At 48.2% G+C, this 13,513-nt stretch carries 6 protein-coding genes, 15 tRNA genes and 2 rRNA genes; 1 reads left to right on the top strand and 22 read right to left on the bottom strand.

What is annotated here, in order from left to right:
• Positions 1-89: 89 nt before the first annotated feature.
• The 19 genes from QF049_RS28260 to QF049_RS28170 form a co-directional block, all read right to left on the bottom strand.
• Positions 90-1,016, bottom strand: coding sequence for a class I SAM-dependent methyltransferase (locus QF049_RS28260; protein ID WP_307542198.1), 927 nt, complete (start codon positions 1,014-1,016; stop codon positions 90-92).
• Positions 1,017-1,199: 183 nt separating this feature from the next.
• Positions 1,200-1,278 (bottom strand) — tRNA-Leu (locus tag QF049_RS28255).
• Positions 1,279-1,284: 6 nt separating this feature from the next.
• Positions 1,285-1,358: transfer RNA gene (locus QF049_RS28250), tRNA-Cys, on the bottom strand.
• 6 nt (positions 1,359-1,364) lie between these two features.
• Positions 1,365-1,439, bottom strand: a tRNA-Gly gene (locus QF049_RS28245).
• A gap of 4 nt (positions 1,440-1,443) precedes the next feature.
• Positions 1,444-1,518: transfer RNA gene (locus QF049_RS28240), tRNA-Gln, on the bottom strand.
• Between the two features lie 23 nt (positions 1,519-1,541).
• Positions 1,542-1,614: transfer RNA gene (locus QF049_RS28235), tRNA-His, on the bottom strand.
• A gap of 29 nt (positions 1,615-1,643) precedes the next feature.
• A tRNA-Trp gene (locus QF049_RS28230) sits at positions 1,644-1,717 on the bottom strand.
• Between the two features lie 6 nt (positions 1,718-1,723).
• Positions 1,724-1,809, bottom strand: a tRNA-Tyr gene (locus tag QF049_RS28225).
• Positions 1,810-1,818: 9 nt separating this feature from the next.
• Positions 1,819-1,894 (bottom strand) — tRNA-Thr (locus QF049_RS28220).
• Positions 1,895-1,914: 20 nt separating this feature from the next.
• Positions 1,915-1,990 (bottom strand) — tRNA-Phe (locus tag QF049_RS28215).
• A gap of 95 nt (positions 1,991-2,085) precedes the next feature.
• A tRNA-Asp gene (locus QF049_RS28210) sits at positions 2,086-2,163 on the bottom strand.
• A gap of 27 nt (positions 2,164-2,190) precedes the next feature.
• Positions 2,191-2,264: transfer RNA gene (locus tag QF049_RS28205), tRNA-Met, on the bottom strand.
• Positions 2,265-2,281: 17 nt separating this feature from the next.
• Positions 2,282-2,357 (bottom strand) — tRNA-Val (locus tag QF049_RS28200).
• A gap of 67 nt (positions 2,358-2,424) precedes the next feature.
• Positions 2,425-2,496: transfer RNA gene (locus QF049_RS28195), tRNA-Glu, on the bottom strand.
• A gap of 9 nt (positions 2,497-2,505) precedes the next feature.
• Positions 2,506-2,597, bottom strand: a tRNA-Ser gene (locus QF049_RS28190).
• 3 nt (positions 2,598-2,600) lie between these two features.
• Positions 2,601-2,676: transfer RNA gene (locus QF049_RS28185), tRNA-Asn, on the bottom strand.
• A gap of 66 nt (positions 2,677-2,742) precedes the next feature.
• A 23S ribosomal RNA gene (locus QF049_RS28180) occupies positions 2,743-5,670 on the bottom strand.
• Positions 5,671-5,982: 312 nt separating this feature from the next.
• A 16S ribosomal RNA gene (locus QF049_RS28175) occupies positions 5,983-7,535 on the bottom strand.
• The 16S and 23S rRNA genes sit together here with 15 tRNA genes alongside, the layout of an rRNA operon.
• A 461-nt stretch (positions 7,536-7,996) precedes the next feature.
• Complete coding sequence (locus tag QF049_RS28170; RefSeq protein ID WP_307542196.1) at positions 7,997-8,875, bottom strand: nucleotidyltransferase-like protein; 879 nt, start codon at positions 8,873-8,875, stop codon at positions 7,997-7,999.
• A gap of 122 nt (positions 8,876-8,997) precedes the next feature.
• Between QF049_RS28170 and QF049_RS28165 the strand changes: the two genes are divergently transcribed.
• Entirely contained in the window at positions 8,998-9,378 is a 381-nt protein-coding gene (locus tag QF049_RS28165) for a DUF2614 family zinc ribbon-containing protein (protein WP_307542194.1), read from the top strand.
• 248 nt (positions 9,379-9,626) lie between these two features.
• Here the strand turns inward: QF049_RS28165 and QF049_RS28160 are convergent, their stop codons facing one another.
• The 3 genes from QF049_RS28160 to QF049_RS28150 form a co-directional block, all read right to left on the bottom strand.
• Positions 9,627-11,357 carry a glycosyl hydrolase family 18 protein gene (locus QF049_RS28160; RefSeq protein WP_307542193.1) on the bottom strand — a complete coding sequence of 577 codons (1,731 nt, stop codon included), beginning with the start codon at positions 11,355-11,357 and terminating at the stop codon, positions 9,627-9,629.
• A gap of 140 nt (positions 11,358-11,497) precedes the next feature.
• Entirely contained in the window at positions 11,498-11,920 is a 423-nt protein-coding gene (gene perR / locus QF049_RS28155) for a peroxide-responsive transcriptional repressor PerR (RefSeq protein ID WP_026081471.1), read from the bottom strand.
• A 167-nt stretch (positions 11,921-12,087) separates the two neighbouring features.
• Entirely contained in the window at positions 12,088-13,497 is a 1,410-nt protein-coding gene (locus QF049_RS28150; protein ID WP_307542191.1) for a DUF4097 family beta strand repeat-containing protein, read from the bottom strand.
• Between the last annotated feature and the right edge of the window lie 16 nt (positions 13,498-13,513).

Raw genomic sequence — 13,513 nt, 5'->3', positions numbered from 1 at the left:
TGTGATGCTTCCTAGTGTCATCTTAGACGTTAGACTACATTGTCCGTCTCAATTCCTGATTATCAGTACACGTGCCAAGCTTATGCGATTTATCGCTTATCCTTAGTGCGAACTGTTTTCATATTTGGCTGTTCAAGTTGGATTAGAATTTTACCAAACCTTGCTCCCCGTGAGAAGGTCACCGTGCTACCCTTGTACGTATCCCTAATGTACTTCTCAGCCAATCTGAGGGAATCTTCATCCGATGGTAACTCATACGTATTAAGCCATTCTGGCAGCTTCTCGATAATCTCTTCCACCGGTACTTCAAATGAGTTAACTTCTCTCGTAATAATCATCGTATAAGAATACCCCTTCAAATACAGCAACTGTTGGATATACCCCATATCACCGGCCTTGTATGAAGAAGTTACTCCCAGTACATCCTTAAGTTCATCCATTAGTGTGTGTTCATTCTGTCCCGCCATAGTACTTATATATACATACTTCCGGGCACAATTGATCGCCTGCTCAATCGTTTCCCAATCCGACATTGCCGGACACATGGATGCAAATGCAAAGTCATATTTCTTCTCCCAACCCTTATCCTTAATGGAGATTTCTTCATATCGTTCGTTTACGATTTCTATTTTGGATTCCAGAGCTGAAGGTATCGTCTCTTTCATAAGGGAGACAAGCAACTCAGAAGGCTCAACTGCGGTCACACTTGCCCCCTTTTCCGCAAAAGGAATGGTAAATATGCCTGAGGCGGCTCCAATGTCCAAAATAGATAACCCTGCAAACTCCATACCCTGGTTCTCGATCCAGCCCATGATGCGCTCAGAACGCTGCTTTCCTTCTTCAGTGAACGACTGTACATGATAATCCCTTGCCCACCGCTCAAAAGCTTCTTCTGTATTAAAGGAGGCGCTTTTTTTCTTATATTTTGAACTTCTCGGACGATTCTTCCATGCCTCATCCCATACAGAAAGATCAAATAACAGATCGGTATCCGATACATTTTTTCCATTAGTCACTCTACTTCACTCCTCCATATTAAAGACTTTACTTATCCACAATATACTTAATATAATCATACGTCAATCTTTATTAACGTCCATCTTTTCTTATTCTACATTTTCTTACTGCGCATAAATCGTTTCACATAAAATAAAAATAGCCCTACACATTGCATAAGCAACATGTAGGGCTATTCAATATACCGGCGAGAGGACTCGAACCTCCACGGTTTCCCACTCGATTTTGAGTCGAGCGCGTCTGCCATTCCGCCACGCCGGCATATGCTGGAGGCGCCACCCAGATTCGAACTGGGGATAAAGCTTTTGCAGAGCTGTGCCTTACCACTTGGCTATGGCGCCATATTTTGGAGCGGACGACGGGAATCGAACCCGCGACCCTCGCCTTGGCAAGGCGATGCTCTACCGCTGAGCCACGTCCGCATAATGGCTGGGGATATAGGATTTGAACCTATGCATGACGGAGTCAAAGTCCGTTGCCTTACCGCTTGGCTAATCCCCAATAAAAAATAAAAAAAACAAAGGGGCGATCGAGGGGAATTGAACCCCCGAATGCCGGATCCACAAACCGGTGCGTTAACCACTTCGCCACGATCGCCACAAAAGGTTAATTTCTAAAAAGTTAATTGGCAGGGGCAGCAGGAATTGAACCCACACCAACGGTTTTGGAGACCGTTGTTCTACCTTTAAACTATGCCCCTAAAAACTGGTGGAGGATGATGGATTCGAACCACCGAACCCGTACGGGAGCAGATTTACAGTCTGATGCGTTTGGCCACTTCGCTAATCCTCCAGGATTACATGGTGCCGGCGAGAGGACTTGAACCCCCAACCTACTGATTACAAGTCAGTTGCTCTACCAGTTGAGCTACACCGGCATATTAAATTGTTTTAAAAATGGTGGCTCGGGACGGAATCGAACCGCCGACACGAGGATTTTCAGTCCTCTGCTCTACCGACTGAGCTACCGAGCCATAATAAAGTCTAATCTTAATTCCTTACACTTTATATAGGGCATCAGTGCCATACAGCAGATGTAGTGAACAGTTTGCCTCATGTAAAGATTAAATGGCGGAACCGACGGGATTCGAACCCGCGATCTCCTGCGTGACAGGCAGGCATGTTAGGCCAACTACACCACGGTTCCAGATCACTTTCTCAAAGGAAAGTATAATTGCGGGGGCAGGATTTGAACCTGCGGCCTTCGGGTTATGAGCCCGACGAGCTACCGGGCTGCTCCACCCCGCGTCGTTATAAAGTTTATATGGTGGAGGCTGAGGGGATCGAACCCCCGACCCTCTGCTTGTAAGGCAGATGCTCTCCCAGCTGAGCTAAGCCTCCGAACAACACATTTATGATCATATCATAATCTTGTTGTAAAAATCAACTTCTTTTTTTGAAGTTAATATGACCCGTAGGGGATTCGAACCCCTGTTACCTCCGTGAAAGGGAGGTGTCTTAACCCCTTGACCAACGGGCCTTATTATTATGGCGGAGAGAGAGGGATTCGAACCCTCGAGACGCTTGTGACGCCTACACGATTTCCAATCGTGCTCCTTCGGCCAGCTCGGACACCTCTCCATATGGCTCCCCGAACAGGGCTCGAACCTGTGACAACTCGATTAACAGTCGAGTGCTCTACCAACTGAGCTATCAGGGAATATGCTTCAGAGATCGTTCTCTGAAAACTAGATTCGAAACGAAACATGCGAATTACAACTTGCTATTGGATAAGCCCTCGACCGATTAGTACTGGTCAGCTCCATGCATTGCTGCACTTCCACCCCCAGCCTATCTACCTCGTCGTCTTCAAGGGGTCTTACATACTGGGAAATCTCATCTTGAGGGGGGCTTCACGCTTAGATGCTTTCAGCGTTTATCCCGTCCGTACATAGCTACCCAGCGGTGCTCCTGGCGGAACAACTGGTACACCAGCGGTACGTCCATCCCGGTCCTCTCGTACTAAGGACAGCTCCTCTCAAATTTCCTACGCCCACGACAGATAGGGACCGAACTGTCTCACGACGTTCTGAACCCAGCTCGCGTACCGCTTTAATGGGCGAACAGCCCAACCCTTGGGACCTACTTCAGCCCCAGGATGCGATGAGCCGACATCGAGGTGCCAAACCTCCCCGTCGATGTGGACTCTTGGGGGAGATAAGCCTGTTATCCCCAGGGTAGCTTTTATCCGTTGAGCGATGGCCCTTCCATGCGGTACCACCGGATCACTAAGCCCGACTTTCGTCCCTGCTCGACTTGTAGGTCTCGCAGTCAAGCTCCCTTATGCCTTTGCACTCTTCGAATGATTTCCAACCATTCTGAGGGAACCTTTGGGCGCCTCCGTTACTCTTTAGGAGGCGACCGCCCCAGTCAAACTGCCCACCTGACACTGTCCCCGCACCGGATTACGGTACCAGGTTAGAACCTAGATACGATCAGGGTGGTATCCCAACGTTGCCTCCACGCAAGCTGGCGCTCACGTTTCAAAGGCTCCCACCTATCCTGTACAGATCGTACCCAAATTCAATATCAAGCTGCAGTAAAGCTCCATGGGGTCTTTCCGTCTTGTCGCGGGTAACCTGCATCTTCACAGGTATTAAAATTTCACCGGATCTCTCGTTGAGACAGCGCCCAAGTCGTTACGCCATTCGTGCGGGTCAGAATTTACCTGACAAGGAATTTCGCTACCTTAGGACCGTTATAGTTACGGCCGCCGTTTACTGGGGCTTCGGTTCACAGCTTCGGGATTGCTCCCTAACCACTCCCCTTAACCTTCCAGCACCGGGCAGGCGTCAGCCCGTATACTTCGCCTTACGGCTTCGCACAGACCTGTGTTTTTGCTAAACAGTCGCTTGGGCCTTTTCACTGCGGCCCCCTCGTGCTATTCACACTACCGGGGCACCCCTTCTCCCGAAGTTACGGGGTCATTTTGCCGAGTTCCTTAACGAGAGTTCTTCCGCGCGCCTTAGAATACTCTTCTCGCCTACCTGTGTCGGTTTGCGGTACGGGCACCATCACCTGGCTAGAGGCTTTTCTTGGCAGTGTGAGATCATGACCTTCGCTACTATAATTTTCGCTCCCCATCACAGCTCAGCCTTACGATGTGCGGATTTGCCTACACATCAGCCTTACTGCTTAGACGGACATCCATCAGTCCGCGTCACTACCCTACTGCGTCCCCCCATTGCTCATAACGGCTTACGGTGGTACAGGAATTTCGACCTGTTGTCCTTCGACTACGCCTTTCGGCCTCGCCTTAGGTCCCGACTTACCCTGAGCGGACGAGCCTTCCTCAGGAACCCTTAGGCTTTCGGCGGATCAGATTCTCACTGATCTTTTCGTTACTCATACCGGCATTCTCACTTGTATAATGTCCAGCGCTCCTTACGGTACACCTTCAACCCTTATACAACGCTCCCCTACCCCTGATGCAAAGCATCAAGCCATAGCTTCGGTGGTGTGTTTAGCCCCGTTACATTTTCGGCGCAGAGTCACTCGACCAGTGAGCTATTACGCACTCTTTCAATGGTGGCTGCTTCTAAGCCAACATCCTGGTTGTCTGTGCAACTCCACATCCTTTCCCACTTAACACACACTTGGGGACCTTAGCTGATGGTCTGGGCTGTTTCCCTTTTGACAATGGATCTTAGCACTCACTGTCTGACTCCCGGAAGTAAGTCTATGGCATTCGGAGTTTGACTGAGCTTGGTAACCCTTGCGGGCCCCGCACCCAATCAGTGCTCTACCTCCACGACTCTGTTTTCCGAGGCTAGCCCTAAAGCTATTTCGGGGAGAACCAGCTATCTCCGAGTTCGATTGGAATTTCTCCGCTACCCCCACCTCATCCCCGCATTTTTCAACATGCGTGGGTTCGGGCCTCCAGTGCGTGTTACCGCACCTTCACCCTGGACAGGGGTAGATCACCCGGTTTCGGGTCTACGTCCACGTACTATGTCGCCCTATTCAGACTCGCTTTCGCTGCGGCTCCGGCTCTTCACCTTAACCTTGCACGGGAACGTAACTCGCCGGTTCATTCTACAAAAGGCACGCCATCACCCCTAAAACGGGCTCTGACTTTTTGTAAGCACACGGTTTCAGGTTCTATTTCACTCCCCTTCCGGGGTGCTTTTCACCTTTCCCTCACGGTACTGCTTCACTATCGGTCGCTAGGAAGTATTTAGCCTTGGCAGATGGTCCTGCCGGATTCATACGGGGTTTCACGTGCCCCGCACTACTCGGGATCCGTCTCGGAGGGAACCAACTTTCAACTACAGGGCTTTTACCTTCTTTGGCGGGCCTTTCCAGACCTCTTCGCTTAACCGGTTCCTTTGTAACTCCATGTGAGACGTCCCACAACCCCAAAGAGCAAGCTCTCTGGTTTGGGCTTCTCCGCGTTCGCTCGCCGCTACTGACGGAATCACTATTGTTTTCTCTTCCTCAGGGTACTTAGATGTTTCAGTTCCCCTGGTATGCCTCTACATAACCTATGTATTCAGTTATGAGTAACTGGAAATTACCCCAGCTGGGTTTCCCCATTCGGACACCCCCGGATCAAAGCTTGCTTACAGCTCCCCGAGGCAGTTTCGTTGTTCGCCACGTCCTTCATCGGCTCCTAGCGCCTAGGCATCCTCCGTGTGCTCTTAGTAGCTTAACCATTTTGTTCCGGTTTCGGTCGCTCGCTTCCCTTGGTTTGGACTGCGTCCAAATCCAAAAGTCGCTCTCACCCGATACCATCACAAAAGCAATTTAACTACCTTTATACACTTGACTTGTTTGCACAAGTTCAGCTTAAAGGAATGTTCTAATTCGCGTTTGTTTCGTTTCGATATCTAGTTTTCAAAGAACAAGCTCCATGCAAAAGCAAGCTGTTTGAGAGTTTGAGCTCTCAAAACCGAACAACGAGTGAGTGTTTTGCAGCTAAGCTGCATATTTGAATGTTTCCGTTGCAGGAAACGATTCTCCATAGAAAGGAGGTGATCCAGCCGCACCTTCCGATACGGCTACCTTGTTACGACTTCACCCCAATCATCTATCCCACCTTCGGCGGCTGGCTCCTTGCGGTTACCCCACCGACTTCGGGTGTTATAAACTCTCGTGGTGTGACGGGCGGTGTGTACAAGACCCGGGAACGTATTCACCGCGGCATGCTGATCCGCGATTACTAGCAATTCCGACTTCATGCAGGCGAGTTGCAGCCTGCAATCCGAACTGAGACCGGCTTTGTTGGGATTGGCTCCATCTCGCGATTTCGCAGCCCGTTGTACCGGCCATTGTAGTACGTGTGTAGCCCAGGTCATAAGGGGCATGATGATTTGACGTCATCCCCACCTTCCTCCGGTTTGTCACCGGCAGTCTATCTAGAGTGCCCACCCGAAGTGCTGGCAACTAAATATAAGGGTTGCGCTCGTTGCGGGACTTAACCCAACATCTCACGACACGAGCTGACGACAACCATGCACCACCTGTCTCCTCTGTCCCGAAGGAAAGATACATCTCTGCATCGATCAGAGGGATGTCAAGACCTGGTAAGGTTCTTCGCGTTGCTTCGAATTAAACCACATACTCCACTGCTTGTGCGGGTCCCCGTCAATTCCTTTGAGTTTCAGTCTTGCGACCGTACTCCCCAGGCGGAGTGCTTAATGTGTTAACTTCGGCACCAAGGGTATCGAAACCCCTAACACCTAGCACTCATCGTTTACGGCGTGGACTACCAGGGTATCTAATCCTGTTTGCTCCCCACGCTTTCGCGCCTCAGCGTCAGTTACAGCCCAGAGAGTCGCCTTCGCCACTGGTGTTCCTCCACATATCTACGCATTTCACCGCTACACGTGGAATTCCACTCTCCTCTTCTGCACTCAAGTCACCCAGTTTCCAGTGCGATCCGGGGTTGAGCCCCGGGATTAAACACCAGACTTAAATGACCGCCTGCGCGCGCTTTACGCCCAATAATTCCGGACAACGCTTGCCCCCTACGTATTACCGCGGCTGCTGGCACGTAGTTAGCCGGGGCTTTCTTCTCAGGTACCGTCACCTTGAGAGCAGTTACTCTCCCAAGCGTTCTTCCCTGGCAACAGAGCTTTACGATCCGAAAACCTTCATCACTCACGCGGCATTGCTCCGTCAGGCTTTCGCCCATTGCGGAAGATTCCCTACTGCTGCCTCCCGTAGGAGTCTGGGCCGTGTCTCAGTCCCAGTGTGGCCGATCACCCTCTCAGGTCGGCTACGCATCGTCGCCTTGGTGAGCCGTTACCCCACCAACTAGCTAATGCGCCGCAGGCCCATCCCCAAGTGACAGATTGCTCCGTCTTTCCAGTTTCCTTCAGGCGAAGAAAACAACTATTCGGTATTAGCTACCGTTTCCGGTAGTTGTCCCAAACTTGAGGGCAGGTTGCCTACGTGTTACTCACCCGTCCGCCGCTAAGTATCAAGGAAGCAAGCTTCCTATCAACTCCGCTCGACTTGCATGTATTAGGCATGCCGCCAGCGTTCGTCCTGAGCCAGGATCAAACTCTCCAATAAAGTATTGAAAAGAGCGATAAGCTCATTTTGAATCTGACGAGATTAAATATCTCATTTTGTGCTCCAGTCGATCCAAGCCAAGGCTTGTTTCAAACTTTCGCGTTCATTCTGCAAGCAGAATGTTCACTCACTCGTTGTTCAGTTTTCAAAGATCAAACACGAATTTGTTTCACTTCTTTTTCGTCTCAACCAAGTTTCGGCGGCGACTTAAATAATGTAACACATTTCGTTTGTTTTCGTCAAGAACTTTTTTTGATTTCTTTTTTGGAAGCTTTAGTTCTTCACTTTTCCTCTGAAGAATTTATCGTTTGATTGACGATAATCTCGTTTGAGGAACGAAATATAATGTATCATATATCGTGAATGAGAGTCAACATCTTTTTATAAATTATTAAACAAACAAAAAAGGAAGGTTTCCCCTCCCTTATGTGATCAATATAGCGTCGGGCTTCGGGAGGAGGTTATGCCTCTATCCAATACCGAATCTCCCGGCCCTCTCCTCCGATCGATGGCCATCCTGCCGATTCTTTTACAATAGAACGAAAGACCAGCTTACGTATAACCAAAGGCAGATCTTCTCGAACAAATCTTAACTGCGGATGATGAACAAGTTCATTCATGCTCCACGGCTCCTTGCGACTTCTTAACACACGCAGCAGCAGTTCTGAGCATTCACTCATTTTGGACATTACGGAAAACTCACAGGCAAGCAGGACAAGCTCTACTCGCTGCTCTAGCGTCTCCGAGCTTACGGTAAGCTCTTGATATAGTTTCCATAAAGCGCGATCCAGATTCTGCACATGTGTCCAGACGGCATGATCCGGGTATATCCCCTGTTCAATCAATACAATTCTTGCCCAGTTCCCCAGAGCCTCTAATACATTGTAGTAGGCGTCAACAACATGACCTTCCTGAATATGACGTTTGGCCTCCACATACATTCTCAAGAAACTGGTGAATTCATGCAGCAGCTTCTGCTCACGCAATTCTGCCCCAAAGGTAGACAGTTCTTCTCGCAAATCACTTAAGGCGCTGTCCGCTTCCCAGATAATCTCACCTTCAATCAGACACTGGGTGAGATTATTATGATTCCCGGTAACTACACTACTCTTTAATTCATGACGGCTTGTATAGATCATCTGATAACGAAGATCACCATATCTGTAATGTCCCACTGCCGACTTCAATTGATCATCATTATGAACAACAAGTACTAATAATTCGAAATCTTGAATTAGGGAGCCGTGGAATCGCTCTCCCGGGTGGGAATAAGCGATAGCCCCAACTGCCCCTGTCTCTTCCGACTGTTCGGACAAAAAAGCAAGGTTCTTTAATTCCACGATTCCCTCCATACATTTCATGGCAGATAAGCGCCAAGTCAGTTATAATGTAATTCTACATCCAGACTGAAGTTTCCTTCTTTTCCAGATCCAATACTACTCATACGATAGGAGCATTTTTCATGATTTTTAAATCAGCAAAAATTAATGCTTTTCGCACTTGGGGATTACTACTGACCATGCTAGGTATGGGCCTAATGATACTGGGAACAGCCGGGATTGTTTTCTGGGGACATGCAGGCAAGGTATTCGCAGCTGTTGGGCTCGTCATCGGACTGATTGCCATGATGGCCAGTCTAGGAATTTATTTCTGGGCGGGTATGCTCTCCACCAGCGCAGTACAAGTCGACTGTCCGGAATGCGGGAAGTTAACCAAAATACTTGGCAAAACGGATCGGTGTATGTTCTGTCATACCATCCTCACCCTGGACCCTACTAAGGCCAACATGACCAGTCAACAACTGAAAGCGCCTTCTACAACAGTTCCCCCCACCGATGGTTAGCACGATATGATCTCCAACCGCTAAATGTCTTTTACCTTAATTTCATTGAAGAACAAAAAAAGGCCCGGTATGTTTACCGGACCTTTTTTGGACTTGGCTTATAAGTGAGCCCTTGCTAAAATATGAAGTTAAGTTATAAGTCCTACGACCAATAAAACGGTAGACTGTACGTAAGATGGTATCCAAGGAGAAACTTTGAACTTAGTGAAAATAAATTGGAGCAAGCAGACACTCTGAGTTCGAGTAAATTATTTCTGGTAACCAACCTGCTTTAATACCTCCCATGCAGAAGCATTAGCAAAACTTCGATTCCATGCTGCTACTCCGCCCAGCTTCAGCGAAGCAATCAAATCCACACGCGCCTGAAGGGACACGGCATCTTCGATCCATATTTTCTTGGTAGCTCCGTCTTCCTTATATTCCACATAGTTCTGTCCACTTGCCTGATCCAGTTCAGGTTTGAGTTTCTTCTCTTCGATCAGCTCCACAATGGCATTCATGCCCACCGCTTTGGAAGACACTTTAACCTCACCCTGATCATTCGTCTCTTCCGTCCATATCCGGGTATAGAGTGGAACCGCCATGATCAACTTGTTTGAAGGGACTTCATCCTCCTCAAGTATACGTCTCATGGAAGCCTCGGTCCAAGGCAGAGATGCTACCGAACCTGCCTTGGGACTGGCCGCCCAATGTTCATCATAAGCCATCACAATAACATAGTCTGCAAAAGAACCTAATGCACGGCGATCCAGAAAGGCAGACCACATCTCACTGTTCGATTTTGGTGTTACATCGATTGATAACATCAATCCATGTATACGAGCCATCGCCTTGATCTCGCGCACAAACTGCGTAATATTCGGCCCGTCATCTGTATACACGTTCTCAAAGTCGATGTTGATACCATCCAGTTGATACGTCTGTGCATACTCCAACATCTGCTCAATAATATGAGTGCGTGTCTCGTAAGAAGCTACAGCTTCTTTTGTAACGTCCGGATCAAAGCTGTTATCCATGAGTCCCCATACTTCCATACCCGAACGGTGAGCCCAGTTCACATAAGCTTGGTTTCCCTTGCTTTTCACAGTGCCCTGTCCATCCGTAATATGAAACCATGTAGGGCTGACCACATTCACACCAGGCATTTTACCGATAGAGCCCACATCAGGCTGACGATTGTACACGGCTTCCCAAACCAGATTTACCGGTTTATCCTGCCACTTCTTCTCTGCTGCAGTCAGCGTATATTTAGGCAAGTCCACCTTCTTTTTCTCGGTGAGGACAATATAATCATTATCTACATATCCGGCATAACCATTATCGAGTTGAACAAAACTCTGTTCATCCCCCGTCTGCCATACACGTACCCTTGCGTCCTTTTCCATATCGGCAATGATTGGTGAGGATTCTCCCCCACGTTTATACAACGGCACCGTTTTGTCCGCTTTGGATGATAATGTATCAATCTCTGCATACTGAATCATGTCTCCTCCACGCATCAGCAGCACAGCACCTGTTACTGAATCTTCCTGTACGGTTATGCCATATACTTCTTTCAAAGGTTTGAGCGGAATATAGGCTTCTCCGTCCTTAACATCCGGCTTAACCGTCATAGGATAATCCTTATGGTTAAGTTCCGCCTGTGTGCTATCTTCTTTCATATGAAGGACTCGCTGAGGAGAGGCAATAATGATATCTCCTGACTCTGGTTCATAACGTATGCCCGCATCAACTGCTTCTTGGAGCACCTTTACAGGCAACTTGAGTTGATCTCCTGTACCCAGAGCGTCTCCATCCATCAGTTGCCCATCTACAAAAATAGGCTGGCTTCTTCCTACCCAATCGGGGTCTTCATGGGTCTGGTTCAACCATACATTTGTTATAAGCCAGTAAGCCCCCCCGGCGATCAGACAAGCCCCGAGAAAACCAGGCCAAAACGAACGTCGCTTCTGACGTGTATATCTGCTTTTTCTACCCAAACGTCTACCTCCGTTAATTATGCTGATCATAAGGATGTGCGCATAAGTTGTTATAAAAATGAGTGTTTTACATAAATGCTAAAAAAAAACGTGAAGAATCCATACTGAATTCTGCACGTTAATATTGTAATTCAACTCTCTTAATCCCTGCAACTTTTGCAAACGCCATATACTTCCAATCGGTGACCGTGTACTTCGAATCCTGTACTAGACTCCGCTTGAAGCTCTACACTTTTGAGTGAAGGATAGCTGAAGTCTTCAATCTTGCCACATTGATCACAGATAACATGATAATGATCCGTCACATTGGCATCGAAGCGACTTGAATTATCTCCGTATGTCAATTCCCGGACCATGCCAGCTTCCAGAAACATCTTCAAATTATTATATACCGTTGCCACGCTCATACTGGGAAATTGGGGTTCAAGGGCTCGGTAAATTTCATCGGCTGTCGGATGCCCCATGGATTCCATCAGATAGTTCAATATGGCATGACGCTGGGGCGTAATACGGACACCGGTCGTTTTCAGATGCTCCAACGCATGTTGGACACGTGTTGCCATAAAACCCACCGCCTTACCTTTCATTCTCTGGTGAAGAGTAAGTTACTGTCTCCTAGCTCAGAGTTGATTCCCGGCCATGAAGAACGACAATCCATCTTTCATGCCGTGTAATCTTGCCAGTGTACATTTATTGTACGGCGATTACAAGTTTATTGTCAACGCGGCAGTCAAGGAACCTCTGTAGAATCCTCCTGGGAATTTGGTCCATCCTCGGTAGTCTGTTCCAGATTCTCAGCCGTATCTTCAGAATCAGGTTTAACTGTTTCAGGTGTAGATACAGCGGGGTTGCTCTGAATGGTGAGATCACTGTTGCCTTCAATTTTCACCCTGTACTCGCCCTCACCGAGCTGGCCTTCTATGGTTTTATTCTGTACTTTGAACGGCAGATCCGTACTTAGATCTCCATAACTACTGGAACCCGCAAGACTGTAGTCTCCACGATCTGGAAGTAATACGTTAATGGCTCCCACCGCACTGTACACATCCCAGTCCCCTCCGACTTTGGCAGATACGATGTTAATACTGCCATTAAGCGATTGGGCTTTGATTCCCAGATTGGCTCCATCCAGCGTAATATTGCCGTTGCGTGTCTCTGCGGTGAATTCACCAACGGAGTCCACAATACTGATACTTCCCACTTGTGTAGCAAGATCTACATCGCCGGAAATACCGCGAGCCTTCATGTCGCCACGGTTACTGTCCAGATCCACATTACCAATGGCATTGGCTACAATGACATCCCCGTTCAATGTTTTCCCTGAGATATCTCCAACAGCATTGGTAATCCGGATACGTCCGTTACCCGTTTCGGCCAGTATGGTACTAATGGCTTCCGGACGGTTTAATAATATGGCTCCATTGGAAGTTCGAATATCCAGATTAAAACGACGATCATCCGGGATCGTAATGGTAAGATTCATACGTGGCTGCGTTTTTTCATTGTCTCCATACGTCTTGCCTGTAGCTTTGATATAAATTACTTTTGTACCATCGGCCTCTACAAAAGAGGCTGCTGCAACGGCCTTTGCCTGTACTTCCGTCGTCTGATCTACCCAGATCACCGTCCGTACTTCAATCTCATCCGTATCTCCGCGTTGTACCGAGATATCTCCGTTGACACCTTCGACCACAAGATCCGACGTATCCATGCGAACAGGTACACGAATCGTGCCCTTATCCTCCATATATCCTGCCGCTTGACTGTAGTCCATGGATGCCGCTCCGAGATTTAGACTCACTCTATTCCATAAGTGCATGTAGTGATCCTGCTCGGTGACGATAAATACGGAAGCCGCCAAAATCAATGAGGTTAGAATGCCTTTGGCATCGGGTCTGAAACGTACTTTGATTTGCTCATCAGGATTGCTCGGGTTATCCGATTGCACCTTGTTTCTTCTGCGTGTCCACAGGAACAGCACAATATATTCAACACCTAAAACAACGAGCAAAAATGGCCACCAGTCCACCATCTCATATACGTAGTCAGTTCCCCACCGTTTATCCAAAATCAACAGCACACCGACCGCTATGATTAAGGCGGCAGCCGTATAGCGGCCAACCCGGACTTTACGGTTCATCACGTTCCCTCCTTGT

Source organism: Paenibacillus sp. W4I10 (assembly GCF_030816325.1).
Lineage (GTDB): Bacteria > Bacillota > Bacilli > Paenibacillales > Paenibacillaceae > Paenibacillus > Paenibacillus amylolyticus_B.
This window is presented reverse-complemented; position numbering and strand designations above follow the sequence as displayed.

Bases quoted from the DNA above. Each gene is read 5' to 3' on its own strand.
- QF049_RS28165 (WP_307542194.1), top strand. From the start codon at position 8,998: ATGATTTTTAAATCAGCAAAAATTAATGCTTTTCGCACTTGGGGATTA.
- perR (WP_026081471.1), bottom strand. From the start codon at position 11,920: ATGGCAACACGTGTCCAACATGCGTTGGAGCATCTGAAAACGACCGGT.
- QF049_RS28150 (WP_307542191.1), bottom strand. From the start codon at position 13,497: ATGAACCGTAAAGTCCGGGTTGGCCGCTATACGGCTGCCGCCTTAATC.